The 26,514-nt window shown below is 58.5% G+C and carries 27 protein-coding genes, 1 tRNA gene and 1 pseudogene; 7 read left to right on the forward strand and 22 right to left on the reverse strand.

The features are described 5' to 3' along the window. Window positions 1-35 precede the first annotated feature (35 nt). The 4 genes from rfbD to rfbB are packed head-to-tail and all read right to left on the reverse strand — an operon-like array spanning window position 36 to window position 3,427. Window positions 36-923, reverse strand: a complete 888-nt coding sequence (gene rfbD / locus ABE093_RS04485; RefSeq protein ID WP_430759637.1) for a dTDP-4-dehydrorhamnose reductase — start codon at window positions 921-923, stop codon at window positions 36-38. Between the two features lie 3 nt (window positions 924-926). Next, window positions 927-1,484 carry a dTDP-4-dehydrorhamnose 3,5-epimerase gene (gene rfbC, locus ABE093_RS04490; RefSeq protein ID WP_430759638.1) on the reverse strand — a complete coding sequence of 186 codons (558 nt, stop codon included), beginning with the start codon at window positions 1,482-1,484 and terminating at the stop codon, window positions 927-929. After that, window positions 1,481-2,365: a glucose-1-phosphate thymidylyltransferase RfbA gene (gene rfbA / locus ABE093_RS04495; protein ID WP_430759639.1), complete on the reverse strand. Its 885-nt coding sequence runs from the start codon at window positions 2,363-2,365 to the stop codon at window positions 1,481-1,483. The genes rfbC and rfbA overlap by 4 nt, the downstream gene beginning before the upstream one ends. A 9-nt stretch (window positions 2,366-2,374) precedes the next feature. After that, window positions 2,375-3,427 (reverse strand): dTDP-glucose 4,6-dehydratase, encoded by a 1,053-nt coding sequence (gene rfbB, locus ABE093_RS04500; RefSeq protein ID WP_430759640.1) that lies wholly within the window; start codon window positions 3,425-3,427, stop codon window positions 2,375-2,377. A 120-nt stretch (window positions 3,428-3,547) separates the two neighbouring features. On the opposite strand from rfbB, the gene ABE093_RS04505 reads away from it, so the two are divergent. From ABE093_RS04505 to ABE093_RS04520, 4 genes are read left to right on the forward strand one after another with little or no spacing between them, the layout of a single operon-like run. Then, entirely contained in the window at window positions 3,548-4,294 is a 747-nt protein-coding gene (locus ABE093_RS04505; protein WP_430759641.1) for an electron transfer flavoprotein subunit beta/FixA family protein, read from the forward strand. After that, window positions 4,294-5,235, forward strand: a complete 942-nt coding sequence (locus ABE093_RS04510; protein WP_430759642.1) for an electron transfer flavoprotein subunit alpha/FixB family protein — start codon at window positions 4,294-4,296, stop codon at window positions 5,233-5,235. The genes ABE093_RS04505 and ABE093_RS04510 overlap by 1 nt, the downstream gene beginning before the upstream one ends. Window positions 5,236-5,262: 27 nt before the next feature. Beyond that, window positions 5,263-7,344 (forward strand): HAD family hydrolase, encoded by a 2,082-nt coding sequence (locus ABE093_RS04515; RefSeq protein ID WP_430759643.1) that lies wholly within the window; start codon window positions 5,263-5,265, stop codon window positions 7,342-7,344. Beyond that, complete coding sequence (locus tag ABE093_RS04520) at window positions 7,345-8,538, forward strand: glycosyltransferase (RefSeq protein WP_430759644.1); 1,194 nt, start codon at window positions 7,345-7,347, stop codon at window positions 8,536-8,538. 61 nt (window positions 8,539-8,599) lie between these two features. On the opposite strand, the gene ABE093_RS04525 is transcribed toward ABE093_RS04520, so the two are convergent. The 11 genes from ABE093_RS04525 to ABE093_RS04575 all read right to left on the reverse strand — a co-directional run bounded on the left by ABE093_RS04525 (window position 8,600) and on the right by ABE093_RS04575 (window position 18,896). Further along, window positions 8,600-9,985: a sulfotransferase family protein gene (locus ABE093_RS04525; protein WP_430759645.1), complete on the reverse strand. Its 1,386-nt coding sequence runs from the start codon at window positions 9,983-9,985 to the stop codon at window positions 8,600-8,602. 316 nt (window positions 9,986-10,301) lie between these two features. Continuing rightward, window positions 10,302-11,891, reverse strand: coding sequence for a hypothetical protein (locus ABE093_RS04530; protein WP_430759646.1), 1,590 nt, complete (start codon window positions 11,889-11,891; stop codon window positions 10,302-10,304). Beyond that, window positions 11,888-12,241 (reverse strand): EamA family transporter, encoded by a 354-nt coding sequence (locus ABE093_RS04535; protein WP_430759647.1) that lies wholly within the window; start codon window positions 12,239-12,241, stop codon window positions 11,888-11,890. The genes ABE093_RS04530 and ABE093_RS04535 overlap by 4 nt, the downstream gene beginning before the upstream one ends. Before the next feature lie 6 nt (window positions 12,242-12,247). After that, on the reverse strand, window positions 12,248-12,895 hold the full coding sequence (locus ABE093_RS04540) for a class I SAM-dependent methyltransferase (RefSeq protein ID WP_430759648.1): 648 nt from the start codon (window positions 12,893-12,895) through the stop codon (window positions 12,248-12,250). Then, complete coding sequence (locus ABE093_RS04545; protein WP_430759649.1) at window positions 12,892-13,848, reverse strand: glycosyltransferase; 957 nt, start codon at window positions 13,846-13,848, stop codon at window positions 12,892-12,894. Before ABE093_RS04545 ends, ABE093_RS04540 begins: the two co-directional genes overlap by 4 nt. Before the next feature lie 45 nt (window positions 13,849-13,893). Continuing rightward, entirely contained in the window at window positions 13,894-14,355 is a 462-nt protein-coding gene (locus ABE093_RS04550; RefSeq protein WP_430759650.1) for a hypothetical protein, read from the reverse strand. Between the two features lie 111 nt (window positions 14,356-14,466). Then, entirely contained in the window at window positions 14,467-16,071 is a 1,605-nt protein-coding gene (locus ABE093_RS04555) for a methyltransferase domain-containing protein (RefSeq protein WP_430759651.1), read from the reverse strand. 2 nt (window positions 16,072-16,073) lie between these two features. Further along, window positions 16,074-17,339: an ABC transporter ATP-binding protein gene (locus tag ABE093_RS04560; protein WP_430759652.1), complete on the reverse strand. Its 1,266-nt coding sequence runs from the start codon at window positions 17,337-17,339 to the stop codon at window positions 16,074-16,076. Then, window positions 17,329-18,150 carry an ABC transporter permease gene (locus tag ABE093_RS04565; RefSeq protein ID WP_430759653.1) on the reverse strand — a complete coding sequence of 274 codons (822 nt, stop codon included), beginning with the start codon at window positions 18,148-18,150 and terminating at the stop codon, window positions 17,329-17,331. Before ABE093_RS04565 ends, ABE093_RS04560 begins: the two co-directional genes overlap by 11 nt. A 19-nt stretch (window positions 18,151-18,169) precedes the next feature. Continuing rightward, entirely contained in the window at window positions 18,170-18,550 is a 381-nt protein-coding gene (locus tag ABE093_RS04570; RefSeq protein ID WP_430759654.1) for a CBS domain-containing protein, read from the reverse strand. A gap of 127 nt (window positions 18,551-18,677) precedes the next feature. Then, window positions 18,678-18,896 (reverse strand): YdcH family protein, encoded by a 219-nt coding sequence (locus ABE093_RS04575; protein WP_430759655.1) that lies wholly within the window; start codon window positions 18,894-18,896, stop codon window positions 18,678-18,680. Window positions 18,897-19,147: 251 nt separating this feature from the next. On the opposite strand from ABE093_RS04575, the pseudogene ABE093_RS04580 reads away from it, so the two are divergent. After that, window positions 19,148-20,266: pseudogene (locus ABE093_RS04580) on the forward strand (PilT/PilU family type 4a pilus ATPase); the annotation flags it as partial. Window positions 20,267-20,428: 162 nt separating this feature from the next. Here ABE093_RS04580 and maiA read toward each other — a convergent pair. The 6 genes from maiA to rplM all read right to left on the reverse strand — a co-directional run bounded on the left by maiA (window position 20,429) and on the right by rplM (window position 23,879). Then, window positions 20,429-21,103, reverse strand: a complete 675-nt coding sequence (maiA, locus tag ABE093_RS04585; RefSeq protein WP_430759656.1) for a maleylacetoacetate isomerase — start codon at window positions 21,101-21,103, stop codon at window positions 20,429-20,431. A gap of 2 nt (window positions 21,104-21,105) precedes the next feature. After that, window positions 21,106-22,089 (reverse strand): fumarylacetoacetate hydrolase family protein, encoded by a 984-nt coding sequence (locus tag ABE093_RS04590; protein WP_430759657.1) that lies wholly within the window; start codon window positions 22,087-22,089, stop codon window positions 21,106-21,108. 53 nt (window positions 22,090-22,142) lie between these two features. Then, on the reverse strand, window positions 22,143-22,892 hold the full coding sequence (locus ABE093_RS04595) for a 2OG-Fe dioxygenase family protein (RefSeq protein WP_430759658.1): 750 nt from the start codon (window positions 22,890-22,892) through the stop codon (window positions 22,143-22,145). 70 nt (window positions 22,893-22,962) lie between these two features. Continuing rightward, window positions 22,963-23,037 (reverse strand) — tRNA-Gln (locus ABE093_RS04600). A 12-nt stretch (window positions 23,038-23,049) separates the two neighbouring features. Continuing rightward, on the reverse strand, window positions 23,050-23,442 hold the full coding sequence (gene rpsI, locus ABE093_RS04605) for a 30S ribosomal protein S9 (RefSeq protein WP_430759659.1): 393 nt from the start codon (window positions 23,440-23,442) through the stop codon (window positions 23,050-23,052). A gap of 8 nt (window positions 23,443-23,450) precedes the next feature. Beyond that, window positions 23,451-23,879 carry a 50S ribosomal protein L13 gene (rplM, locus tag ABE093_RS04610; RefSeq protein WP_430759660.1) on the reverse strand — a complete coding sequence of 143 codons (429 nt, stop codon included), beginning with the start codon at window positions 23,877-23,879 and terminating at the stop codon, window positions 23,451-23,453. Between the two features lie 132 nt (window positions 23,880-24,011). On the opposite strand from rplM, the gene coq7 reads away from it, so the two are divergent. Further along, window positions 24,012-24,650, forward strand: a complete 639-nt coding sequence (coq7, locus tag ABE093_RS04615) for a 2-polyprenyl-3-methyl-6-methoxy-1,4-benzoquinone monooxygenase (protein WP_430759661.1) — start codon at window positions 24,012-24,014, stop codon at window positions 24,648-24,650. A 42-nt stretch (window positions 24,651-24,692) separates the two neighbouring features. Here coq7 and speD read toward each other — a convergent pair whose 3' ends face one another. After that, window positions 24,693-25,484, reverse strand: a complete 792-nt coding sequence (speD, locus tag ABE093_RS04620; protein ID WP_430759662.1) for an adenosylmethionine decarboxylase — start codon at window positions 25,482-25,484, stop codon at window positions 24,693-24,695. Between the two features lie 199 nt (window positions 25,485-25,683). On the opposite strand from speD, the gene crp reads away from it, so the two are divergent. After that, window positions 25,684-26,373 (forward strand): cAMP-activated global transcriptional regulator CRP, encoded by a 690-nt coding sequence (crp, locus tag ABE093_RS04625; protein WP_430759663.1) that lies wholly within the window; start codon window positions 25,684-25,686, stop codon window positions 26,371-26,373. Window positions 26,374-26,514: the final 141 nt, after the last annotated feature.

Here is a 26,514-nt window from a genome sequence, read left to right on the forward strand (position 1 = left end):
TTCCGATTATCGCAGCGGAACGGGCTGACGTGTCGTCAACCCCGCATCATGGTTTGGGACAGCGCCTCGCGCCAGCCTGGCAACACGATCCCGTACGCCTCGCGGAGACTACCGGTGTCCAGTACCGACCATGCCGGACGACGGGCAGGCGTTGGATATTCACTGGTCGGGATGGCATGGACGACCGGCTTGCGTTGCAACGCTCCTGTGGCGACGGCTTCATCGAAGATCGCTTCGGCAAAACCATGCCAGCTTGCCTGTCCCGCACTTACAACGTGGTGCGTTCCATTCGCTCCAATGCCCTGTTGCAGGATCTGTGCGGTGACATTGGCGATCAGCCACGCCGGCGTTGGCGAACCGACCTGGTCGGAAACCACGCGCAGCTCGTCGCGTTCGGCGCCGACGCGCAACATGGTCTTGAGGAAGTTATGGCCGTGCATGCCATAGACCCACGCCGTGCGCAGGACCATGTGTTTCGCGCCTGAAGCCCGAATTGCTTCCTCACCGGCAAGTTTGCTTTCGCCATAGACACCAAGTGGTGATGTCGCATCATTCGGCAGATATGGGCGCTCGCCCTGCCCGTCGAAGACGTAATCGGTGGAGTAATGAATCAGCGGAATGTCGAACACCGCGCATTCCTTTGCCAGTTCCTCCACGGCACCTGCATTAACGCGGAATGCCACATCACGATCGTTCTCGGCTTTGTCGACCGCGGTATATGCTGTCGCATTGACGATGATATCCGGCTGTATCTCCTGCACAATCGCAGCCGGCGCGCCAAGCTCCATCAGATCGCAGGCCAGAGCCGGTCCATCATCCAGTTCACCACTGCGCGTGGTGACAATGACCTCGCCCAACGGCGCGAGACTGCGACGCAATTCGTGCCCGACTTGACCATTGCCCCCTACCAGCAGAATGCGCATGGTTCAGCCCTGGTACGTCGGCAGGCGATCTTGCTGAATGTCTTTCAGCAAAGGAGCTATAGCATCTTTGGGCGACAGCGACGGATCGCCGATCGGCCAATCGATCGCCAGTTCGGGGTCATCCCAGCGGACATTGGCATCGGCAGCCGCATCGTAGGTTTCGGTGCAGAGATAGGTGAATACCGCGCGCTCGCTCAACACGGCGAAGCCATGGGCGAATCCTGGTGGAATCCAGAAATGGCGCTTGTTCTCGGCACTCAATACCACCGCGGTCCACTTGCCGAAGGTCGGCGAGCCGCAACGAATATCCACCGCCACGTCCCAGACTTCGCCCTCCAACACAGATACGAACTTGCCTTGCGGTTTCGGCCACTGGTAGTGCAGACCACGCAATACGCCTTTCGACGACGACGACACGTTGCCCTGTTTCCACTGCAGATCGAGGCCCAGCGGTACCAGCTTGTCGGCATTGAACGATTCGTAGAAATAGCCGCGGTCGTCGCCAAATACGCGTGGCTCGAACACGATGCAACCCGGAAGACCAGTTTCGATCACTTTCATGGTACGTAACCTCGCTCCGGCAGCGCCATCAGGTACTGACCATACCCATTCTTAGCCAGTGGCTTCGCGAGTGCATACAACTGATCACGATCGATCCAATGATTGTTGTAGGCAATCTCCTCCGGGCAGGCAACGCGCAGACCCTGGCGCGCCTCGATCGTCTCGATGTAGTTGCCCGCTTCCAGCAACGACTGGTGCGTACCGGTATCGAGCCAGGCATAACCACGTCCAAGCCGCTCGAGGTGCAAGGACTCTTCATCGAGATAGCACTTGTTGAGGTCGGTGATCTCGTATTCCCCGCGAGGGGATGGTTTCAGCGCAGCTGCGAATTCCGGGGCGCGACCGTCATAGAAATACAATCCGGTCACCGCATAGTTCGAGCGCGGCTTCGGCGGCTTTTCTTCGAGCCCGACCACCTTGCCATCGCCATCGAATTCGGCGACGCCATAGCGTTCCGGATCCTGCACCCAGTAACCAAACACCGTTGCCCCATGATCACGGGCATCGGCGCGCTTGAGCATCGCGGTGAGGCCAGGCCCGTGAAAGATGTTGTCGCCCAGCACCAGGCAGCTCGGCGCCCCTGCAAGGAAGTCACGGCCAATGGTGAAGGCCTGCGCCAGTCCGTCCGGACTGGGCTGCACGGCATATTCCAGTTTCATGCCCCATTGCGAGCCATCGCCAAGGAGTGCCTTGAACAACGCCTGCTCATGCGGCGTATTGATGATCAGCACCTCGCGAATACCCGCCAGCATCAGGACGCTCAACGGGTAATAGATCATCGGCTTGTCGTAGACCGGTAACAACTGCTTGCTGATCGCCTGAGTGATCGGATACAACCGCGTGCCGGAACCGCCGGCGAGAATGATGCCCTTGCGTTGCATGTCGTCTCCTCAGCCCTGACCGATGCGTTCCAATCGATAGCTCCCATCCAGCACGCGATTCACCCACGGCTGGTTGGCGAGATACCAGTCGACCGTGTCGGCAATACCTTGTTCGAAGGTGTGCGCAGGTTCCCAGCCGAGTTCGCGCTTGAGCTTCGATGCGTCGATGGCATAGCGGCGATCGTGGCCCGGACGATCCTGCACGTAGGTGATCTGCGTTTCGTACTTCGAGCCATCGGCCTTCGGCTTGCGCTGGTCCAGCAATGCGCAAATCGTCTCCACCACCTCGATGTTCTGCTTCTCGGCATTGCCGCCGACGTTGTAGGTTTCGCCGACCTTGCCCTTGGCAATCACGGTGCGGATCGCGGCGCAGTGGTCGCCGACATACAGCCAGTCGCGCACCTGCTTGCCATCGCCGTAGATCGGCAACGGCTCGCCAGCCAAGGCCTTCGCGATCACCAGCGGGATGAGTTTTTCCGGAAAGTGGTATGGGCCATAGTTGTTCGAACAATTCGTCGTCAGCACTGGCAGTTCGTAGGTGTGGTGGAACGCGCGCACCAGATGATCGGATGCCGCCTTCGATGCCGAATAGGGCGAGTTGGGCGCGTATGCCGTTTCCTCGGTGAACAGACCGGTCTCGCCGAGCGTTCCGTAGACTTCGTCGGTAGAGACATGGTGGAAACGGAAGCCGGCGCGCGCGGCGTCTTCCAGCGATTTCCAATAGTCGCGCACCGACTCCAGCAAACCGAGCGTGCCGACAACGTTGGTGTGGATGAAGGCGGCGGGCCCATCGATCGAACGGTCGACATGGCTTTCAGCGGCAAAATTCACCACCGCATCGGGGCGATGTTCAGCCAGCAGCCTCGACACAAGCTCGCGATCGCCGATGTCGCCGTGGACGAAGACGTGGTTCGGATTGCCCTCCAGCGAAGCCAGGGTGTCACGGTTGCCGGCATAGGTCAGCGCATCGAGATTGACGATCTTCACGCCATTCCGCACCGCCTCGAGCACGAAATTGCCGCCGATGAAGCCGGCACCGCCGGTCACGAGCCAAATAGGCATCCAGGAATTCCCTCGTCCAAAGAATGGCCATTGTAGTGGGCCAGCCGTCACGCTCTCCAGCCGGATTGGTATGGGCTTCGGCTAGAATGGAGGGGTTTCGTTCAAGGTTCGGTTCAATCCATGAAGATTCTGGTCGGTTACAAGCGCGTGGTGGACGCCAACGTCCGCGTGCAGGTCAAACCCGATGGCAGCGGCGTCGTCACCGACGGCGTCAAGCTCTCCGCCAATCCCTTCGACGACATCGCGCTGGAAGAGGCCCTGCGCCTGCGTGACGCAGGCAAGGCCACTGAGGTCGTGGTCGCCACGATCGCCCCCGCCGATGCCCAGCCGCACCTGCGCAACGGTCTGGCCATGGGCGCCAACCGTGCCATCCACGTGGTCGCCGACGAAGCCGTGCCGCCGCTGGCCGCCGCCCGCGCCTTCCTCAAGCTGATCGAGAAGGAACAGCCCGACCTGGTCCTGATGGGCAAGCAGGCCATCGACGACGATTCCAGCCAGACCGGCCAGATGCTGGCCACCCTGTGGGGCCGCCCGCAGGCGACCTTCGCCAGCAAGCTGGTGGTCGACGGCAGCAAGGCCACCGTGACCCGCGAGGTCGACGCCGGCCTGGAAACGCTGGAGGTCGACCTGCCGGCCGTGGTCACCACCGACCTGCGCCTGAACGAACCCCGCTTCATCAAGCTGCCGGACATCATGAAGGCCAAGAGCAAACCGCTGGAAACCATCCCGCTGGCAGATCTCGCCATCGCCGCCACCGATGCGCCCAAGGCCACCAGCTACGCGCCGCCGGCCCAACGTCAGCGCGGAGTGATGGTCAAGGATGCGGCCGAACTGGTCGCCGTGCTCAAGCAGAAAGGGTTGCTCTGATGTCCAAGGTTCTCATCGTTGCTGAACACCTGAACGGCAAGCTCAATGCTGCTACTGCCAAGACCGTGTCGGCCGCCCAGGCGCTGAAAGCGGACGCCATCGATGTCCTGGTGCTGTCCGACGCGCCCGATACTGTCGCTGCCGAGGCCGCGCAGATCGCCGGCGTTGCCAAGGTGCTGACTGTCGCCAACGCTGCGAACGCCCACGCAATCGCCCAGGTGCTAGCGCCACAGATCGCCGAAGTCGCAAAGAACGGCTACAGCCACGTGTTCGGCCCGAGCACCACCTTCGGCAAGGACGTGATGCCCGGCGTGGCAGCTCTGCTCGACGTCGGCCAGGTCTCGGACCTGATGGCCGTCGAAGGGACACATACTTTCAAGCGCCCGATGTACGCTGGGAACGCCATCGTCACCGTCGAGGCCCCTGCAAACCATGCGGTGGTCGCCACCGTGCGCACCGCCTCATGGCCAGAGGCCGCGAAGGGCGGCAGCGCGACGATCGAAGCGGCCAATGTCAGCGCCGTCCTGCCGGCGCATACCCGCTTCGTCGAGTTGGCCGCCGGCAAGTCCGATCGCCCTGACCTGCAGAGCGCCAAGCGTGTGGTTTCCGGCGGCCGCGGTGTCGGCAGCGCCGAAAACTTCAAGATCATCTACGACCTCGCTGACAAGCTTGGTGCGGCAGTCGGCGCCTCGCGCGCGGCAGTTGACGCCGGCTATGTGCCGAACGAATTACAGGTCGGCCAGACCGGCAAGATCATTGCCCCGGAGCTCTATGTCGCGGTCGGCATATCGGGCGCCATCCAGCACCTGACTGGCATCAAGGACGCCGGCACGATCGTCGCCATCAACAAGGACGGCGACGCACCGATCTTCGAGATCGCGGACGTGGGCCTGGTGGGAGACCTTTTCGAGGTTCTTCACACGCTGTCGGCAACACTTTGAGCGCCCCCAGCCGATAACGCCTCGAGAATGGATGTTCCAGCCGATTACCCCCTACTTGTCAAGATAGATACCACTCGGCCGGATTTTCGGGATGAACTCAGTGCAATCATCGACCGTTTCGACCCGTCTTTGATTTGCGTTGACTATTTCGACACCTTGGTCCGACGCACCATCGCTCCCGAGGACGTCAAGCGAATAGCCTGCGAACGGATCAGTCGCATGGCTGGCAGCAATGACCGGGGCAGCGCACTCTATGCAGCCCGTTCCGCACTGGAAGTGGAATGCTGTCGCGAGAACGAGGCGTCTGGGAAGGATCTCGAATTCACGTTGCCGGCTCTGCTGGAAAGACTCTGGCACTCGGAATCATTCCTGCAAGACATGACTGCCTCCCACTTCATTCAGGAAGCAGTTGAAACGGAATTATCCATCGAATGCTCCGTCCAGATACTCGATCATGGCTTGGTCGACCTGTTGCATGCGCAAAAACGCAAGGGACGCAGGATAGTACTGGCCAGCGATTTCTATATCCCGCTCGTCCACTTCAAGCGGATGCTGGAACGGATGGGCATCCTCGACCTGTTCGATCATGTTTACATCTCAAGTGATGCCCTGTTGACCAAACGCAGTGGGCGACTGTTCGACACGATCATAGACGCGGAGGGTATTCAACCCTCCAAAATACTCATGATCGGCGACAACATTCATTCCGACGGGGCCTCGGCAAACAGCCGTGGGATTCCGTCGATCTGGCTCAATCGCGAGCATCAGCACGCAGAGTACGCCAAACTCTCCAGTACATCCGGAAACCATGACAGGATCGAATCAAGGCTGATGCAGATTTTTCGCCATGACGATCGTACGGATGTATTCGGCGAACTTTCGCTTACGTTATATGCCTTCATTGACGATCTTTTTCATAGATTGAAGCAGAATGGCGCTCGTGACGTCTTCTTCATGGCACGGGAAGGCCAACTCCTTAGAAAGCTGTTCAAGAAATACCAGGACAGTCGTGGCCTGAGCGGGGAATCCCGGATCCGGCCCCACTATTTCAAGGTGTCTCGCAGGGCCACCTTCCTTCCTTCGCTTCGCCCCGTGGACGAAGAAGATTTCTTTACACTGTTCCGGCAATACCGGCGGATATCCATCGCGGAATTCCTGGGCAGCTTGGGCCTCGACGGAATTGCCAGCACATTGAGAGCACAATTCCCGTACTCTCTCGCCGAACGTCAGGAAGACTTGCCAACCAGCGAGGCATTCGCTGCCCTGCTCTCCAACAGCTTTTTCCGTGACTCATACGAAGCTGCAAGATTGACACGGCAATCGGCGTTTCGCCGTTACCTTGAATCGTTTGGCGCCGACTTCGAACATGTCAATGGCGTCCATTTCGTCGATGTAGGCTGGAAGGGCACCATACAGGACAACCTACGGAATATCTTCGATCTCCTCGGGCAGCCTTATGATTCCCTCAAGATCACCGGTCACTACTTGGGCTTGATCGCTTCGGGCAACGTTCGCTCGGACAGTGAAAAATCGGGGGTGATCTTTTCATGCATCGGCCATTTATCGCGCAACTTCCACGTATTCAACGAAAACAGGGCATTGTTCGAGGTCGCGCTTGGAGCAGATCATGGCTCCGCGCAGTCCTATGAATTCGATCCCGATTCGGGTACTCCCATCATCAAGGAAAGCGAGTTCGAAGAAGCCGAACTTTTCGCATCGAAAATCCGCCCACTACAGCGCAACCTCAAATCTCGTTTCCAGGCCATCGATGACGTCCTTCGCGACACGTTCTACCCACGCAATCGCTTGCTTGCGTTCACGGCGAGACAACATGCGCGCATGGTGCTTCGCCCAAGGCAGAAGGAAATCCACTGGTTCGAAAACGTCTATCACGTCGAAAATTTCGGAGTGTTCGAAGCGTCGACGTTCGGCAAACCTGCACGGGGATGGCCAAACCCCCTCAAGGGCATTCTGTTCTACCTCAAGCTCCGAAAGCATCCAGCAGCTGTCGACCTGGGATTTTGGCCTTGGCTCAAGGTTTATCAACAAGGCGGTTCATTAGTCGCTCTGCGGTATGCCAATTCACGCTTCAAGCTCATCGGGGAATAAATGAAGATCGCGTTCTTTATCGGCTCCGTCGACATCAGCGGCGGAACATACGTGATCTACCAGCATGCCCTGCATGCGAGCCAATGTGGTCATGACGTCACAATCGTCGTCCTGTACCCATATGATCAATCACAACTTGGCTGGCACCCTGCCACACGACAACTACGGTTCGTCCCCGTTGCTGAAGTCGGCCAGGAGCATTTCGATCTGGCAGTCGCCACATGGTGGAAAACAGCCACCGAGCTGCACACCCTCGAAGCGAGTCGTTATGCATTTTTCGTCCAGTCGATCGAGTCGCGCTTTTATCCGGACGAAGAAATACCGCTCAAAGGGCTGGTGGATCGAACCTACGACCTCGGATTGCCGACGATTACAGAAGCGAGCTGGATCAAGGAATACCTTCGCACCAAGCATCACTGTACAGCTGATCTCGTGCGCAACGGCATCCGCAAGGATCTGTATACGCAAAATGGCCCTGCCATTGCAGCTCGCCCCAACCATGGTCGCATGCGCGTTCTGGTTGAGGGCCCCATGGGTGTTCCATTCAAGAACGTGGGAAATAGTCTGCGGTTGTCCAGGAAAAGCCGCGCCGAATCGACATGGCTTTTGACATCGACTCGCATTCGAACCCTGCCCTTCATCGACAGGGTGTTTTCGCACGTTCCCGTCGCATCGACACCCGAGATCTATCGATCATGCGACGTGCTGCTCAAGCTCAGCTATGTTGAAGGGATGTTCGGGCCGCCTCTTGAGATGTTCCACTGCGGAGGCACATCCGTGGTTTATGACGTGACCGGACATGACGAATATATCCGCGATGGCATAAACGCAATGGTTGTTGCTCGCGATGACGAAAATGGGGTTATCAATGCGCTCAACCGGCTCAACGACGATCCGGAATTGTTGGCTAGCATGAAAGAAGCTGCTGCACAGACCGCAGCAGCCTGGCCTGATTGGACGCAGTCTTCGCGCGAATTCCTCGATGCCTTGATTTCAATTGGAGATTCTCCAGATCGAGAAACCATTCGCAACCGGAATTCCCAGTCCATGGCTGAGTACGTGGAGCTGGAAAATCAGCGGCTGGCCGCCAAACCCCAGAGGCCTGACAGGAAACTGGAAAGCTTCGTCCAGCGCCACCCTCGACTGGCCGAGCTCAAGCGGCATTATGGCTTTCTCAGGGAATACTGGCCCTGAGAGCAATACTCCAGCCGAGATAGCAGCGTAGCCTGGCCCACGGATCAGTCATATGGCTATCTCAACCTGCGAATTCTGGAAGTGACATCGGCGCAGATTTTATTGCATGGTGCACCCAGCACTGTCGCACATGATTCGTCGAATGATTCCCTTCACCTACCACAAGGGTCATCGTGCATGGCTGCTCCCCGATGCTGGGCCAACGAAAATGTTGGACCACGCGAGTTCGCCCCGTCCCGATCGCGCACGGAGCAAGCCCTCGCGAGATATTCGTTTCGGCGTGGAGATGTGCGCCGTCTGTGGCGGTAAGTATATAACCGACGACGAGCTCCTCTATTGCACGTGTCGCATCGAGATCCATTTCCACAACAATCTCGCAGTTCGTCGTCAGGCACTCGAGATCCGCGGCCTGTCGCTTCTCGCCATTGACCGCGACATCGAAGGCCGTGATCATGATCTCGCCTTCGCCGGAGCATTTCGATGATTCCACTCGAAACGGGAGGGGTTCATTCTTGGTTTCAAGAATCTGCAGACGAAACGGATCGTCTTTCTCGACACCAGAATAGTGCGCAAGCGAGGCATCCACGTCGATCAAATCCATCCCGAGAAGTTCGCGCATCCGCGCTACCTGCTCCTCGGTCATACGATAAGGATCCGCGCTCATTGATACCGGATCCGAATAAGGGATTCTTTTCTGCTCCTGTCCTTCGACGAAGACACGAAGTTCGGCACTCGGTTGAATCCCCAAGAATTCTTCGAGTTCGGCGAGAACAGCGAACGGCATTTTGAGCATCCGCTCGTGCGACACCTCGAGGAAGCGGCTCGATCCAATCTCGCGCCCGAAACGCCTGCCGTTGAGGATAATCCTGCTCCAGAGATCGACTGCGCCATCAAGGGTCTCCCATCTTTTCGCGACAATCGAGTTTACGCAGGAGAAAGGATTGCGGACGACCAAAATAAATTTGGATTCGGGAAAGAGCCTGTCTATGGTCTCGAGGCACCCCGGAGACAAGCGCGGATCGCCATAACCTGGAGTCTTGTCGCCCCAGATGCCTGCCTCCGGGGTTTTTGCTCTCAACTTCTCGACGTAAAAATCCTTGATCAAGCTTGCGAAACTCGGCTCGATCTTCGCAATGAACTCGTTTCGATACTCGGCATTGTGGATGAGATGATGATCCGATGCTTTGTCGCGCATGGTCGCGTTTACAAAGTCCAGAACCCTGAGCTCGTTCGTAACAAAGATCCGCGGATGGGTATTCAGAAGTGCGGAAAGAAATGTCGTTCCGGATCTGGGCGGTCCGAATATAAACAACTGGCGATCACCGTTACATTCCATGCAGCATCCTGTCTTGCGCTGGGCCAGCCATACGGGCCGGACAGCACCGAGATTTTTGACGTGTTCAAGCCAGTACCGCGGCCTAGGAATCCCGCAATACATAGCCCGCATGGGTATAACGCGCAGACTGTAATAAGGTTGACACAAAATGTGTAGTGAACCACGTACAGCTACACTGACGCCGCAATCGAGCGAAATCGCAACAGGCAGTTGGGTTCATACAGCAGCTTCAGCAGCACAAGGCTTGGGACGCGAGGCAGTTTCATTCTGCCCATATCAGCCATTCGAACCGCATCATTCCGAGCCGCACCACATCTCAAGGAATGCAAAGTCTCCCTCGACGCGGATTTACATGGCACGAAATGCAGTACGCGCGCTTGAGACAGTCTTGATCTATGCCAGATCCAATGCTGTTGTTCCGTCGAACTCACCACTCCAAATGATGGTTTTCGGGCAACCGGATTTGCGTGGCAGCAGCGCCTATGCGTGAATAAGTCGCCATGTGATGTGAATAGTCCAACGCGATCGAAGCATCACAGTGACCCGGCGCCACTCCTTTGCTGGTGTATTTGACGTCTCGCTTCATCTGCCTCGAGAAGTAACGCGACCAGTAGAGATCCGCATCGGCGAGCATGTCCGGGTTTTTGAAATAGACCGGGAGCTGTGTCGTTTGTGTAAATCCGTCACCGCAAATCACATAGGGAGCCGGGACTGGCGCATTCGCATCCAGCAACTCATTCTTGAGCCTTGCGGATACCAGGTCAGCCAATCCCCAGCGACTCGACATTTCTTCGCTCTGGGCGAAAAAATTCTGTGAGTTCCTGGAATTGGCATAACCCAGCACGGCAATTCCAAGCGCAATGCCTCCTCCGACCAACTGCCATGTTCTAGCAGAAAACTTGGGGCGGAGCATGGCAATAATCACCGCCAGGAGAATGCACATGGCCATCGCGGACGAAAGACTGCCCAGATAGAATTGAACACCGTCTCCGGACCAGATCCTGTAACGCTGTGTCAGCCCGAACAATATGTTCGGGACAAATACATAGCCGGCAATGAGGAGGACCATTCCGGGACTTTCGGCAATTGCTCCATCATGGCCAGCTCGTCCGAATTGTCTGAGGGAGGCAAATATCCCCACCAATACCGTGATAGCGAGCAATAGACTTTGGGCAGTCAATCCATGCGCCCCTGAATACTTTGTCGTCCAGTACAGGGACAGGACTGAGAACTCGTAAATGGGCTTCAAGGTCGCCAACGGACTTCCCAGACTCAGCCCTTCCGCCCCCACGTAACTTGCGGGATGGATTTTCCGGAACACCGCATACGCGATCAGATACGCGATCGAGACAAGTGCAATACCGCTGGTCGATTTCAACGCCCAAAAAATTCTCGTTCGCGCTGAGTGCTCTCGGCCCTTGCCCTGGACCCACATGGCAATGAGCCCATATAGAGGCACATACAGCAGCACAATTTCATACGTAAGCAACGAGAGGGCGAACAGCAAAGTCGCCATGACGGGGTATCGTCCAGCCCGTATTGCAGTCGTGAAACTGCCGATGCTGAAACACAGCAGCCCGCACCCCACACCAAACCACAATGGCAGGCCATGGAAAGGATTGTAGGAACCGCCTACGGTGTCATACAACCCAATGAAAAGGAACAGCGACAACCACATGATGCTTTTGCCGAACGCCACCCAGCACAGATAGGCAAAGCCCGCCATGTAAAAGAGAAAATTGGCTATGCGGCAGATGTTGAAGACATCCATGCTTTCCGCCTTAAACGGCAGCATGGCCACTGGATATACCAGCAGTTGATAGAAGCGGCCTTGGAAAAAAGCCATTTCCTTTGCTGATGCCCACAAGCCATTTGGATTCAAGGCTGCGAACGCAGTGTAACCATCGTCACCCGACGTATAAGCACTGAACCATAAGCGCAAACAAAATATCGACAACGCGATGCAGAGCAACCCCGTCAGCAAAAAATCCCTGTGCCGGACCCAAAGTCGACTCACCGTACGCTTCCCGAATTGACCAAGATAACCCCGATCACGATAACTGCAATACCAACCGCATTGATCGGCTTGATGGTTTCTCCAAAACACAAGTGGGCCAACAAGGGAACAGTGACGAATGTGAGCGCAAGCATCGGGTATGCCTTGGAGAGTGGAAACGTTTTCAATGCCCACAACCACGCTATCGATGTGAGGCCATATGTCAGAACGCCACCCCAGAAATAGACGTTATGTAGCAATGACAACCATTGCATCGAATTTTCGTGCTTGACTCCAGCGACAGCAAGTTTCAGCAAGACCTGTCCGATGGATGCCGCAATGACGATTGCAATAAGGACGAGAATATTCATTTGCACTCAACGCTTTCTTGCAACGATAAACATTTGCCCCGCCATGGGCTTGATGGGCGATATCAAATAAGCTTCGATCAACAATGGATTGACTGGCAAACGGGACTTGACCGTCAAAGGCAAGAAGGCTTTTTTTACCACTTCCGTCTCAAACCCGTTGACTCCAAGAAAATCTGGAAGAGAGACATGCGTCCATACCGACTTGTGCGTGTAATCGTCGAAGTAATTACGGTATGCGTAGTAATAGTTGGGCTGCAGCAGCAGCAGTCGCCCGCCTACCTTTAGAAGGGCGCGCAGATCTGCAAGAACATGTTCAAGCTCTTGGGATGCGAAATGCTCGAAGACATTGCTGCAAAAAATAACGTCTAGACTGCCTGGCGGCACTGATTCCGTGAGGGCCGAGAAAGGCCCGAAAATGGGGGTGACCCCTGGCACAACATGCTCTTTGATGCCTTCCCACTGATCAAAGGCATATCGATTGGGGGCTTTGATGCCATTAATGAACCCGCAATAGCCAGCCCCGAAATCGAGCACCGTGGCGTTGGCCGGAATGTATCGCTGAAAGTGCCGCGACAAAACCTCCCACAACACATCCCTGCGGCGATCAGAGACGAGCCTGGTTGAATGGTAGTTCTCGCTTTTCGCATCACTCATGGAGCTCGCCATCCAGTCACGATTCCCTTGATCATCCGCAGTCCCACTCCGATCGCTACACGATTGGAAATGTTTCCTCCCTTGCTGACACCAATCCGGGGATGGAAAGTAATGGGTACTTCGATGAATTTCATGCCGTTCGAGATGGCGGTTTCCATCAAATACGGATTGAACTCCAGATTGATGGGAACGGTCAATTTGGGCAGCAGACGTCTTGCGCTTTCGGTTCGGAATATCTTGTAAGTCGTGCCGACGTCCGTCAGCGTCGCATCTCCGAAATACTTCAGCTCGAGCAGCTTGGCTACTGCAAGATTCCCATAGTGCATGAATGTCGTAAGTTGCGTGGCATTCTCTTGCAAGCCCTCGACAATGCGCGTGCCGTTTACGATATCCGAATGATTGAGGTAAGGCCTCATCTTGTCCAGATCGTAGGCCCGGAATGTCATGTCACCTTCGCAAAGTGCAATCATTTCGGTGTCGTCGTAGGCAGCCGCTTCGGTAATGGCGCGCCGCACGCACGCGCCGTAGCCTTGCACCGTTTCATTGAAGACGATAGCACCTGCTTCGCGCGCAAAAGCTTCAGTCCTGTCGGAGCTATTGTTGCTTACGACGATGACACGCTGAACATTTGGATGTGCTTGAAAATCACGAACCGCTTCCGCAATTGAAAGTTCATCGTTGTATGCAGTAAGCGCAACGGTGAACTTTTCATCGTTGACAGGGGCATCCAGAAGGCTTTTTTTGCCCCTCTTCCCGTGCACGGTCCTGATGTCGAACAGGAAAAGCAAAATGCCCGCGACAATCGGAAGTGCCGAATACCACAGCAACCATTCAATCCACGCCTTGTCGATCACATGAGCAAAGAGAACCGCTCTGATAGCGCCGAAGAAAGCCCCCAGCAGATAAAGAGTTACACCGACAACGACAAGTAACGCGCCCGAAAGGGCGAACATCGTCCGACCTGAGTCTCGCATGATTTTATAGCCGACTTATGGACGTCAGTACAGCTTCTCGGGGCGCCAATCGTATTTCGGTCCCTTGAGCGAGATCTGCCTGGCTTGGCCATCGACCATCAACGTTACATCGGCACCGTCGGCCGTTTGCAGGAACGGGATCTCCGGCTTGTCCGACACGATGTCGAAAGTCACGGAAGCACCATTATCGAGACTGCGAATGCGCTCGCCGCCAAAGGTCTGTTCCCAGTTGCCCTTGACATCCTTCAGCTCTTCAAACCGGATGCGTTTGTTGTTGGAGTTCACGGGCAATGCAAGTTCGACCGACCCCGGAGTAGTTGCTGTAATCGTCACATGCGTTTTCTTGCCCGTCGGCGCAGGTGCTTCGGCGGACTGGGCCGATGCATTCGCAGCCGGCTGCGGTTCCGTAGCCACATCCTTCTTGCAGCCCGCCGTGATCACAAGTGCCCCACTGATGAGCATGGCGACAATACGCGTACGATTCATAAAATTCATCTCCGGATAGTTAAATATTCACGATAAGTGATTGATTTCCAATCGAGAACTCACATCAGCCCGGCACTCTACCATAGTGCCTGTGGGCTCAATATGACTGCATCAGGACGGCATGACCCGCAAAAAGCGCAATAATCGCACAAGGGCATTCGACTCCAGTTTCGCAAGCTCCCGGGCCAGCTCCTCGCGATTTGAATCCGATTCCGTCAACCGTGAAGTAACTTCCTGCAACCCTTGCTCACCTGTGGTGATTGCAGTCCTCAGTTGGCGCATTGCTGCCGCCTTTTCTTCCAGTTCGCGGCCCTGTGATTCCAACAGACCGTCACGCTTCTTAACCGTGGCCTCGAGATCCTTGTACATACGGTCGCGCTCGTCAATCATCGCCATTTGCGCGTGGATCAAGGCAACGCGTTCCGATATTGAGGCCTCCAATGTCTTGATCAGATCATCGCGATCGTCAATCAGGCTTGCCTGCGCGGCCACGGCCTCATCGCGCGCCGCGACCATCTCCTCCAAACGCCCCATGACACCGGCTCGCTCTTCCAGCATTCGGCTTTGAGCAGCCACCGCTTCGTCCCGCGCCGCGATCATTTCCTCCAGCCGTTGCATCACGCCTGCCCGTTCTTCCAGCATCCGCCCCTGCGCTGCTACTGCATCGTCCCGTGCCGCAATCATCTCTTCCAGGCGCAGCATCACGCCCTCTCGTTCTTCCAGCATCCGACTTTGCGCTGCTACCGCTTCGTCCCGAGCCACGATCATCTCTTCCAAGCGCCGCATCGCTTCAACGCGATCGTCGATCATTGCGGTCTGCTCGCGAATTGCTGCATCGCGTGCCGCAATCGCAGCGTCATGGCTGCGGATCAGATGATCGCGGTCATCGACAAGCTGCGCTTGTGCTTTGATTACTATGTCCCTGTGCCTGACTCGCTCCTCGACATCGGCGAATGCCTCACGAACTGGCTTGATCTCCTGCAGATCCATCTCCGCCTTGCTGATGCTTGGATAGAACTGGCAGGCGCTTCCAAGCTTGGCCAACGCGGTCTTCACCATGTGCTGATGGCCAGCAATAAACAAGATAGAACCGGCAATTCGCCCGCGCTGATCCGGAGGCATGGATATCACCTCTCCAGGGCCAAGACTTTCGTCGGCGATACGCCGCAACAAAGTGCCTACCCTGAATTCGGCAGCCATCAACTCATGCGCGGGGAAATGTTTGCTCAATAGACCTGTCAGTTCTTCCTGGGCAAATCGCTGCAAATGATATGGGTTTGGAGAATAGGCCTTTTCGCACAGCTCTTCATAGGCTTTACTGGGAACAGTTCCGATCAGGATGGAGTTCCTGCCGAGCACGCTGGCAACGGACTTCAAGGCTGCATCGGGGTCCGTCGTATGCTCCAGGGTTTCCAGCATCACGAAGGTATCAGCACCACGCACTTCATCCGGGAGAGATTCCAGACTGCCCAGCCTGAAGACAACATTGTCTTGGGCTGATCTCTTTCCAGCCTCGTGAATGGCAGCTTCGGAAGGATCAACACCGATATATTTCAGGACGTCAGGGTTCTGGAGGAGAATCTCGCTGCCATACCCAATCCCGCAAGCACAATCGACCACCATGCCGTGTGCCATCCGCGCAACGATCTGATATCGATGCGCGTGCTCATCGGCAAGTGATTTTAGCTCGAAGTGCCCGGAGTGAAGCCTTTCCATTCTCAGCCGACAATAGCAACTGCATGCCAATCGTGATCGATATCGTAGACTCCGACTGCACGGAAGTCATCTTCAACAACGAAAGGGCAGACCGGAACGGCCTCCGCGATGATGTGGAGACCTCGTCCATCGTTGACGGCGACCCTCCATTTGTAGTTGCCTGACACAAGCTTGAGGCTCGGAAAATGTGCAGTAACGCGCCCGCGCAGCATCGCATCATACGGTGCCAGCTTGCGCATGGAGGTAGTCGCCCCAAACACGTAGATGCCATCGTCGCGGTAGAGATTGATGACGAAGCTGAGATCTCCGTCGTACTGCCCATGTACCCGGTACTCGAATGAGATCTCGACAGGATCCCCACTCTGGATCGCATCAGTGCATCCGGTGGTCTCCGGATTGCGCATCTCCACATCATGGATCGTGATGGCGAATCCATTGGTCGGCGCAATTTCAGGCGCATCACTTTGCACGTCAGGCTCGAAGTTTTGGCCGTCTGCACCGGGCTCCTGTTCAGCCTCGCTCAAGATGGAGATGTACTCATCCATTCCACGCGTGGCTGTCCCGAAAAAAACCTGACGCCCATTCCGCAGCACCAGGGCTTTTTGGCAAATCGAACGCACTTGATATGCATCGTGGGAAACAAGAAGGACCGAAACGCCACGATCCATCATCGAATAGATGCGCTTGATGCACTTCTGCTGGAAAGCCGAATCACCGACGGCCAGTATTTCATCGACGATGAGTATCTCGGGATCCGTATGGATGGCCGCCGAAAATGCCAACCGTGCGTACATGCCGCTTGAATATGTTTTGACGGGCATGTCCATGAATTCGCCGATGTCGGCAAATTGAGCTATGGCAGCAAACCTTTGATCCATTTCATCGGGCGACCAACCCTGCATCGCCCCGCCAAGATGAACGTTTTCCCGCCCTGTAAAGTCCGGGTGAAAACCAGAACCCAGCTCTAGGAGCGCGGAAATCCGACCGGATGTGCGCACGACACCTGTCGTTGGCGCGAGAGTTCCGGTAATGAGCTGCAGCAAGGTTGATTTCCCGGAACCATTCCGCCCCAAAATGCCAACACTTTCCCCTTTGTGAACTTCAAAGTTGATATCGGAGAGCGCCCAAAACTCCTTATAAAAATTCGACTGACTCCTGAACTTCGAGAAGGCAGGAGCAACGAATTGCATCAAGCGATCCAGGGGTTTTGAGTAAACCTCGTAGCACTTGCTCAAGCCTTGGACTTGAATGGCAATTTCAGAGGACATCAGCAAATCCGCGCTTTGTTTTTTCGAACCACCAAAAACCCAACCATGCGACCCCCAAGGAGATGAGGCATGCGAATGCCCATTGCCTTGGATCCGGGACGACACCCATCAAAAGAACAGCGCGTGCATTCTCGATCACCGCTGCCAAGGGGTTGAATTCCAGCCATTTCCGAAACCCTTCCGGCATGGCGCTCACGGGGAAGAATACAGGGGATATGAACAACAAGATCGTCATGACTAGCCCTGTAACTTGCCCAACATCCCTGATGAAGACTCCTAGCGACGCAAGGAACCATGAAACCCCAAGAATCAGCAGCACCAGCGGCAACAGGACCAATGGAAAGAGAAACGCCGTAAAGTGAAGTGGCGCCCCCAGCATGATTTGCACAAGAGTCAAAACCACAACACTGACCCCGCAATGGAACAATGCCGTCCCAAGCGAAACCATGGGAAGGATTTCCAGCGGGAATACCACTTTCTTCACATAATTCTGATGCCCTGTAATCAGTCCGGGAGCGCGATTGATGCATTCGGCTGCGAGGCCGTGAACCAATATCCCGACGAAAGCAAAGATTGCGAATTCCGCCCTATTTCCCGACGCGTCAGTCCCCCACTTCGCCTTGAAAACAACGGTAAAGAAGAAGGTATAAACAAACAGCATCAGCAGGGGATTGAAGAACGACCACAATAATCCGAGCCATGATCCCTTGTAGCGTCCCAGAACATCTCGGCGGATGAGCTGGTGCAGAAGAAATCGATGCTTGATGATGGCTAGGGGGGCAAAGTAGCCCGAATGGATTGTCGAACTCATCGCTCAGACCACCGTCCGTTCAACGCTTTTCACCCAACCAATCCAGCAAATCCACCCGAGTAATCAGCCCCGTCAATTTCCCGCCCTCCGCAATCATCGCCACATGGCCGCGCTCGAAGATCGGCAGCAGGGTTTCCAGCGACGCATCGGCGGGGGTCAGCTCGAGGCGGGTGACCATCGCGATCGACACCGGATCGGCGAAGCGCTTCGGATCGCCATAGACGTGCAGCAGGATGTCGGACTCGTCGACGATGCCGGCGATGTGGTCGCCATCGAGGACAGGCAGCTGCGAGACGTCGTGCTCGCGCATCAGACGATAGGCCTCGGATAGCGGATCGGCCGGGTTGGTGGTGATCGGGGCGCGCTTGATCAGCTCGCGGACGGTATTCGATCGGCTCATGGACGGCGGGCACGCAGAATGTGACGATCGGCCATTATCGCCGATCAAGTGGCCTCATCGTGAACACAAAAATGCCGGCGAAGACGCCTCTGCGTCCGCGCCGGCTTCGTGTTGGCTTGTCTCGCCGTCAGTGGCTGAGGTCGGCGTAGATCCGGTTGAGCTGCTGCTTGAGCTGGAGTTTTTCGCGCTTGATGCTGCCCAGGGTCGCATCATCGAGTGGAAGGACGCCAAGTCCGGCCTCGGCGGTCTTGCGGTCGAGTTCCTGGTGTCGGTAATACAGCTGGCGGAACTCTGGGTTGGCCTTCATCAACGTCTCGATCGATTCCTGGGGTTGCCCTTCGAACATCGCAGAACCTCCTGGGTTGTGGGCGCCGCCGGCGCCGTGGGGGATCGGTGGATTGACCACGATTCGACCCTACTCCCCTGCCTTCCCGGCCCGCAAGTCCCGGGCCGCATTGAAGTTGAAGGGAACGGATAAACGCCTTCCATACGGCCACGAATGGTGGAAATCTCCCTGTGCCCGCGCTTGCACAAATGGCGCCGGCGTGCTGCCATGTGAAGATCGAATTCAGGTTCCGGGTTCCAGGTCCCCCCGCCATGGAAATCACCAATTTCTTGCAGTTGATGACCCAGAAGAACGGGTCGGACATGTTCCTGACCACCGGCGCGCCCATCCACATCAAGGTGGAAGGCAAGATCCACCCGCTCGGCACCTCGCCGCTGCCGCCGGGACTGGTCAAGCGGATCGCCTATTCGCTGATGGACGAGGAACAGCAGGCCACGTTCGAGCGCGAGATGGAGCTCAACATGGGCCTGATGCTGGCCGATGCCGGGCGCTATCGCGTCAACGTGTTCCGTCAGCGCGGCGAGGTCGGCATGGTGATCCGCGCCATCCGCACCCAGATCCCGAGCATCGACGAGCTGCAGCTGCCGCCGCTGTTCCGCGACATCATCAGCACCCCGCGCGGGCTGGTGCTGGTGGTGGGTTCGACCGGCTCCGGCAAGTCGACCACCTTGGCGTCGATGATCGACCATCGCAACAACACGATGACCGGCCATATCCTCACCATCGAGGACCCGATCGAGTTCCTGCACCGCCACAAGCGCTCGCTGGTGAACCAGCGCGAAGTCGGCATCGACACCAAGGGCTTCCACAGCGCGCTGCGCAATGCCATGCGCGAAGCGCCCGACGTGATCCTGATCGGCGAGATCCTCGACGCCGAGATCATGGAGGCGGCGATCGCCTTCGCCGAAACCGGCCACCTATGTTTGGCGACGCTGCATTCCAACAATGCCGACCAGGCGCTGGAACGCATCCTCAACTTCTTCCCGGAAGCCGCGCACAAGAACGTGCTGATGAACCTGTCGCTCAACCTGCACGCGGTGATTTCGCAGCGCCTGGTGAAGGGCGTCGACGGCAAGCGCCTGCCCGCCACCGAGTTGCTCATCAATACGCCGCACATCCGCGACCTGATGCGCCGCGGACAGGTCCATGCGATCAAGCAGGCGATGGAGGAATCGCTGGAGGAAGGCATGCACACCTTCGACCAGTCGCTGTTCCAGCTGGCGAAGACCGGGCGCATCACCCAGGAAGAAGCGCTCAACGCCGCCGACTCGCGCGACGGCCTCGCCGTGAAATTCCGCCTGTCGGAAGGCGCCGACGCCGACCACGATCCCTACGCCGAAATCTTCAAGGCCCAGGAAGCCGCGGCCGCATCCGCACCTTCCCCGGCAGCCGAGCCGGCAGCGGAAGCACCGAAGACGCCGGGCAAGGACGAGGCGATCACGCCACCAACGATGCCCAACCTGAGCCAGGGCTTCGAGAACATGTATTGATCGAACGAACGGCACCCACGGGTGCCGTTTCGTCATTCGCGATCAGGCGGCCTTCGGCGCGTCCGGCTGGTTGTCGGGATGCGCGGCGATGAAGGCCGGATGCTGCGCGCATACCGCATCGATCGCGATGATGCGCTCGAACGCCTGGATATCGGCTCCGAAGCGACGCGCGGTGTAGAGCTGGGGAACCAGCATGCAATCGGCCAGGGTCGGCGCATCGCCGAAGCAATAGCGACCCTGCCGCGGTGCGTTTGACAGCATTTCCTCGACGGCGCCGAGGCCCAGTTCGATCCAGTGCCGCGCCCACGCCAAGCGCTGCTCCTCGCTGGCGCCAAAGTCGCGCGTCAACGCCTGCAGCACGCGCAGGTTGCCGAGCGGCTGGATCTCGCAGGCGATCGCCTGGGCCAGCGCGCGGATGCGTTGCCGGTCCACGGCATCGCCCGGAAGAAGACGGACTCCACGATCCGGCCAGACCTCGTCGAGGTATTCGAGGATTGCCAGCGACTGCGCGAGCATGCGGCCATCATGTTCGAGTGCCGGCACCAGCTCCTGGGGATTGCGTGCATGGTGTTCGGGCGAATGCTGTTGCCCGCCATCGTTCAGCAAGTGGACCGGCACCAGTTCGTATTGCAGTTCCTTCAATGCAAGACCAATCCGCGCGCGATAGGACGCGCTCGAACGCCAATAGGCAAACAGCCGGAGCGACGCGTCGGCCATGATCAACCCGCGCGCTCGATCTTCTGTTCGATCGCGCCGAAGATCGTCTTGCCTTCGGCATCCAGCATCTCGATGCGCACGGTGTCGCCGAACTTCATGAACGGCGTCGACGGCTTGCCGTCGCGCAGGGTTTCGACGGTGCGCTGCTCGGCAAAGCAGGATGCGCCGAGCGAAGTGTCTTCATTTGCAACCGTGCCGGAACCGACGATGGTGCCGGCCGTCAACGGACGCGTCTTGGCGGCGTGCGCGACCAGTTGCGCGAAATCGAACTGCATGTCGACGCCCGCTTCCGGCGCACCGAACCACTTGCCGTTGATGTGGGTGAGCATCGGACGGTGGACCTTGTTGTCCTTCCAGGCATCGCCCAACTCGTCCGGCGTCACAAACACCGGCGACAACGCCGAACGCGGCTTGGATTGCAGGAAGCCGAAGCCCTTGGCGAGTTCCGGCGGAATCAGGCCGCGCAGGCTGACATCGTTGACCAGGCCGACCAGCTGGATGTGCGCGGCGGCATCGGCCGGCGTCACCGCCATCGGCACGTCGTCGGTCACGATCACGACCTCGGCTTCGAGATCGATGCCGTAGTCCTCGCTGGTCACCTTCACCGCGTCGCGCGGGCCATAGAAACCGGCGCTCACCGCCTGGTACATCAGCGGATCGACATAGAAACTCTCCGGCACTTCGGCGCCGCGGGCGCGACGCACGCGCTCAACGTGCGGCAGGTAGGCGCTGCCATCGACGAACTCGTAGGCGCGCGGCATCGGCGCGGCGAGATCGGCCATGTCGAGATCGAACGCACCTTCGGCGTTGCCGGCGTTCAAGGCTTCGGACAGTGCGTTGAGGCGCGGGGCCACGTTCGACCAGTCTTCCAGCGCGCGCTGCAGCGTCGGCGCGATCGCAGTGGCGCGCACGGCCTTGCCGAGATCGCGCGAAACCACGATCAGGGTGCCGTCGCGTCCGCCTTCCTTCAGTGAACCCAGTTTCATCGCGCCCTCAGACTCAAAATGATGGATGTGTCGTTGGTTTCAATTGTAACTTTTCAATCGCTGCCGAGGAAACCACTGGCGCGATACGTCACCACCAGCGTGTCGCGATGGCCGGATGCCGCGCCCTGGCGCGGACGGATCGGCGTCGATTCGTGGATGACGCGCGCATCCTCCATGAACAACAGGCTCCACGGGGCATCGAGGGTAAAACGCTGGCCATCGGGGCCGGCGACATCGAACACCCGCGTCTCGCCACCGATGATGTCCACGCGCCCCACCAGCAACACCGCGACGAAATCGACGCCATCGCGATGCGCGCCTTCCGGCGTCGGCCGGCCGATGCCATCGGCGGTATCGATACGGAACTGGTGCGCTTCGACGTGCCAGTGTGGCGGATTCGCGGCAAGCGCGCTGCAGGCGGACGCGAGCGCCAGCAACAGCTTCGACCAGACCGATTGCGCGAGCGTCGCCTCCTCGATCGGCTCGAACCAGCGCTGCATGCCGCCATGGAGCGCGTTGTATTCCACCGGCTGCCAGTGCGCGCGATGCGGCTGCAACGCCAAGGCATCGTTTTCGACGATGAAGCTGGAATGACGGCGACGGCGATAGCGCCCGCCATCGCGCAGATAGCCATCGGGTTCGAGATGATTCCACGACGGCAGCAATGCATCGAATGCGCCCTCGTCGACACCGGCCAATGCCGCGACATCCGCCGGCGACAACACCGCGAAACCGCGCGTGCGCACGGCTTCATGGAGTCGCGCCAGTGGCGTGTACGGTGGAGGGAAGCTGATGTCGCTCATGTTCATCCCACTATAAAACGCGAAAAGCCCGCCGAGGCGGGCTTTTGCGTCCGGCGAACCGGTTGGTGTGTGGCAGCCCGTGAAGGATTCGAACCTCCGAATGCCTGAGTCAGAGTCAGGTGCCTTACCGCTTGGCGAACGGGCTATGGAACGTATTTTAGCGCTTCGAGTACTGCGTTGCGCGACGTGCCTTGTGCAGGCCGACCTTCTTGCGCTCGACTTCGCGGGCGTCACGGGTCATGAAGCCGGCCTTGCGCAGTTCGGACTTCAGCGACTCGTCGTATTCGACCAGCGCGCGGGCGATGCCGAGGCGGATGGCGCCGGCCTGGCCAGTGGTGCCGCCGCCGGTGGCGGTGACGACGACGTCGAACTTGTCGGTCGACTGGGTGAGCTCGAGCGGCTGGCGCACGATCATGCGCGCGGTCTCGCGGCCGAAGAACTCATCGATCGAACGACCGTTGATGGTGATGTTGCCCTGACCCTTGCGCAGGAACACGCGAGCGGTGGAGGACTTGCGACGGCCGGTGCCGTAATTCTGCTGGATAGCCATGTGAGTTCTCAGAAGGACAGCGGCTTGGGCTGCTGGGCAGCGTGCGGATGCTCGGAGCCTGCGTAGACCTTGAGCTTGCGGTACATCGCGCGACCGAGCGGATTCTTCGGCAGCATGCCCTTGACGGCGATTTCGATGACGCGTTCCGGGTGGCGCTCCAGCGCCTGGCCCAGGGTTTCGGTCTTGAGGTTGCCGATGTAGCCGGTGAAGCGGTGGTACTTCTTGTCCAGCAGCTTGTTGCCGGTGACCACGATCTTCTCGGCATTGATCACGACGAGGTAGTCGCCGGTATCCATGTGCGGGGTGTAGGTCGGCTTGTGCTTGCCGCGCAGGCGGTGCGCCAGTTCGACGCAGAGGCGGCCGAGGGTCTGCCCTTCGGCATCCACCACGTACCAATCTTGCTGCACGTTGTCAGCTTTGGCAGAAAAGGTCTTCATGAGCATTGACTCTGTGTGATCGGTACATGGTCGGGCTGGTTCCGGGACGGAACTTCACCACGCGATGTGCGAATCGGGGACGAAAGAGGCGGAATGATAGCCCGGATTCCGGGGTCGTGCAACAATCCCGCCATGTTCCGCCAGCCTTCCGCCCTCGACGCCCTGCTCGCCGACGCCCAGAACGCCGTGCAGACGGTGGCCGGGCACCCGGTCGCCGAGCGCGCCAATCCCGGCGACGGCGAGGCCGACCTGGTGCTGGACGAGCCCGAGCGCCGGCACGCCGCCGGGCTGATGCGCATCAACCACGTCGGCGAGGTCTGCGCCCAGGCGCTCTACCTCGGCCAGGCCGCAGTCGCCCGCGACCCTGCCACCCGCTCCCACCTGCTGCATTCCGCGCAGGAGGAAACCGACCACCTCGCCTGGTGCGCCGACCGTCTGGAAGAGCTCGACAGCCGCCCCAGCCTGTTCAACCCGCTGTGGTACGCCGGCAGTTATGCCATCGGTGCCCTGGCCGGCCTGCGCGGGGACGGCTGGAACCTCGGCTTCGTGGTCGAGACCGAGCGCCAGGTCGAGGCCCACCTCGACGAACATCTGCAGGAACTGCCGGCCGCCGACGCGCGCAGCCGCGCCATCCTGCAGACGATGAAGGCCGATGAGGCCCGCCACGCCGACGCCGCCGAGGCGGCCGGCGCGCGCAAGCTGCCCTTCCCGATCCCGAAGGTGATGACGGCCGCCAGCTGGTTGATGAAGACGGTGGCTTACAGAATCTGAAGCCTCATACAACGAAGCCGGCTTGCGCCGGCTTCTCATTCGTCATTCGACCAGGTTGCGGCCCTGGTAGAGCTCCTCGATCTCGCGCTTCAGGCGCGCTTCGATCTTCATCCGTTCCTTGAAGGAAAGGTTCTTCGCCTTCTCCTCGAACAGATACGTATCAAGGTCGAATTCCTTGAGATGCATCTTGGTGTGGAACAGGTTTTCCTGGTAGACGTTCACGTCGAGCATTTCGTAGCGCGACTTGATGTTCTTGGCCAGGTAGTCCTGGATCGAATTGATCTTGTGGTCGATGAAGTGCTTCTTGCCCTTGATGTCGCGGGTGAAGCCGCGCACGCGGTAATCGGCGACGACGATGTCCGACTCGAAGCTTTCGATCAGGTAGTTCAGGGCCTTCAGCGGCGAAATCACGCCGCAGGTCGACACGTCGATGTCGGCGCGGAAGGTCGCGATGCCGTTGTCCGGATGCGTTTCCGGATAGGTGTGCACGGTGATGTGCGACTTGTCGAGGTGGGCGACCACCGCGTCGGAAATCACCCCCTTGGCATCGGCCTTGTCGATCACCGGCTCCTCGGAAATGAGGATGGTCACCGACGCGCCCTGCGGATCGTAGTCCTGGCGCGCGATGTTGAGGATGTTGGCGCCGATGATCTCCGCCACGTCCGTCAGGATCTGGGTCAGGCGGTCGGCATCGTACTGTTCGTCGATGTACTCGATGTAGCGCTTGCGCTCGTCTTCCGACGCCGCATAGCAGACGTCGTAGATGTTGAAGCTGAGCGATTTGGTGAGATTGTTGAAGCCTTGCAGCTTCAAACGGGGCAGCGGCTTGATCACCAGCGGGCCTTAAGGATCCGGCAAGGCGGCGATTATGAGGCAAACCTCCCCCCGCCGAAACCGCGGCGCCATGACAGCCATCGCGAACCTGAACGGAACCCCGTCATGAATCCATGTGTGACCGCAGGTGGCGGTCACGAGTTGCCGTGGACAATTCTTCGCCATACTCTTGGGGAGATTTCATGCCATACGGTTCAGAATGAACTACCACGCCCTGTCGCAAATCGGTGCCCAACGCCTTCCCGCGAGCCCGTTGTCCCTCGATGCCGCGACAGTTGACCGGTTCCTGTCCCGCTGCCAGCGCCACCGCTACCCGTCCCGGGTCGACGTGTTCCGTCCCGGCGACCCGGCCAGCACCCTTTATTACGTCCTGGATGGCTCGGTCAGCATCCTGACCGAGGAAGAGGACGGCCACGAACTGATCCTGGGCTACTACGGCAAGGGCGAATTCGTCGGCGAAATGGGCCTTTACATCCATTCCGAGCGTCGCGAAGTCACCCTGCGCACCCGCACCCAGACCGAGCTGGCCGAAATCAGCTACGAGCACCTGACCCAGCTGCTGACCGGCGAGCTGGCCGCGGACGCCCCCAAGATCCTGTTCGCGATCGGCGCCCAGCTGACCCGCCGCCTGCGCGATACCGGTCGCAAGGCCGGCCGCCTGGCCTTCCTCGACGTGACCGACCGCATCGTGCGCACCCTGCACGACCTGGCGCAGGAACCGGAGGCGATGACCCATCCGCAGGGCACCCAGCTGCGCATTTCCCGCCAGGAAATCGCCCGCCTGGTCGGTTGCTCGCGCGAAATGGCCGGTCGCGTGCTGAAGAAGCTGCAGGCCGACGGCCTGCTCCACGCCCGCGGCAAGACCATCGTCCTCTACGGCAGCCGCTAGGGCCTGTTAGCGCTATCGGCACAGACCATGCCGTGCCAAGGCGCATGCGATGCAAGGAAGAACGAACGAGTTTATGTCGATAAATGAGCGAGTGATGACGATGCAGCGCGTGCGCCTTGACGCGGCCCTTCGGGTTGCCGT

Source organism: Solilutibacter silvestris (genome assembly GCF_050574925.1).
Taxonomy (GTDB): Bacteria; Pseudomonadota; Gammaproteobacteria; order Xanthomonadales; family Xanthomonadaceae; genus Solilutibacter; species Solilutibacter silvestris_A.

Bases quoted from the DNA above. Each gene is read 5' to 3' on its own strand.
- rfbD (WP_430759637.1), bottom strand. From the start codon at position 923: ATGCGCATTCTGCTGGTAGGGGGCAATGGTCAAGTCGGGCACGAATTG.
- rfbC (WP_430759638.1), bottom strand. From the start codon at position 1,484: ATGAAAGTGATCGAAACTGGTCTTCCGGGTTGCATCGTGTTCGAGCCA.
- rfbA (WP_430759639.1), bottom strand. From the start codon at position 2,365: ATGCAACGCAAGGGCATCATTCTCGCCGGCGGTTCCGGCACGCGGTTG.
- rfbB (WP_430759640.1), bottom strand. From the start codon at position 3,427: ATGCCTATTTGGCTCGTGACCGGCGGTGCCGGCTTCATCGGCGGCAAT.
- ABE093_RS04505 (WP_430759641.1), top strand. From the start codon at position 3,548: ATGAAGATTCTGGTCGGTTACAAGCGCGTGGTGGACGCCAACGTCCGC.
- ABE093_RS04510 (WP_430759642.1), top strand. From the start codon at position 4,294: ATGTCCAAGGTTCTCATCGTTGCTGAACACCTGAACGGCAAGCTCAAT.
- ABE093_RS04515 (WP_430759643.1), top strand. From the start codon at position 5,263: ATGGATGTTCCAGCCGATTACCCCCTACTTGTCAAGATAGATACCACT.
- ABE093_RS04520 (WP_430759644.1), top strand. From the start codon at position 7,345: ATGAAGATCGCGTTCTTTATCGGCTCCGTCGACATCAGCGGCGGAACA.
- ABE093_RS04525 (WP_430759645.1), bottom strand. From the start codon at position 9,985: ATGCGGGCTATGTATTGCGGGATTCCTAGGCCGCGGTACTGGCTTGAA.
- ABE093_RS04535 (WP_430759647.1), bottom strand. From the start codon at position 12,241: ATGAATATTCTCGTCCTTATTGCAATCGTCATTGCGGCATCCATCGGA.
- ABE093_RS04540 (WP_430759648.1), bottom strand. From the start codon at position 12,895: ATGAGTGATGCGAAAAGCGAGAACTACCATTCAACCAGGCTCGTCTCT.
- ABE093_RS04545 (WP_430759649.1), bottom strand. From the start codon at position 13,848: ATGTTCGCCCTTTCGGGCGCGTTACTTGTCGTTGTCGGTGTAACTCTT.
- ABE093_RS04550 (WP_430759650.1), bottom strand. From the start codon at position 14,355: ATGAATCGTACGCGTATTGTCGCCATGCTCATCAGTGGGGCACTTGTG.
- ABE093_RS04555 (WP_430759651.1), bottom strand. From the start codon at position 16,071: ATGGAAAGGCTTCACTCCGGGCACTTCGAGCTAAAATCACTTGCCGAT.
- ABE093_RS04560 (WP_430759652.1), bottom strand. From the start codon at position 17,339: ATGTCCTCTGAAATTGCCATTCAAGTCCAAGGCTTGAGCAAGTGCTAC.
- ABE093_RS04565 (WP_430759653.1), bottom strand. From the start codon at position 18,150: ATGAGTTCGACAATCCATTCGGGCTACTTTGCCCCCCTAGCCATCATC.
- ABE093_RS04570 (WP_430759654.1), bottom strand. From the start codon at position 18,550: ATGAGCCGATCGAATACCGTCCGCGAGCTGATCAAGCGCGCCCCGATC.
- ABE093_RS04575 (WP_430759655.1), bottom strand. From the start codon at position 18,896: ATGTTCGAAGGGCAACCCCAGGAATCGATCGAGACGTTGATGAAGGCC.
- maiA (WP_430759656.1), bottom strand. From the start codon at position 21,103: ATGGCCGACGCGTCGCTCCGGCTGTTTGCCTATTGGCGTTCGAGCGCG.
- ABE093_RS04590 (WP_430759657.1), bottom strand. From the start codon at position 22,089: ATGAAACTGGGTTCACTGAAGGAAGGCGGACGCGACGGCACCCTGATC.
- ABE093_RS04595 (WP_430759658.1), bottom strand. From the start codon at position 22,892: ATGAGCGACATCAGCTTCCCTCCACCGTACACGCCACTGGCGCGACTC.
- rpsI (WP_430759659.1), bottom strand. From the start codon at position 23,442: ATGGCTATCCAGCAGAATTACGGCACCGGCCGTCGCAAGTCCTCCACC.
- rplM (WP_430759660.1), bottom strand. From the start codon at position 23,879: ATGAAGACCTTTTCTGCCAAAGCTGACAACGTGCAGCAAGATTGGTAC.
- coq7 (WP_430759661.1), top strand. From the start codon at position 24,012: ATGTTCCGCCAGCCTTCCGCCCTCGACGCCCTGCTCGCCGACGCCCAG.
- crp (WP_430759663.1), top strand. From the start codon at position 25,684: ATGAACTACCACGCCCTGTCGCAAATCGGTGCCCAACGCCTTCCCGCG.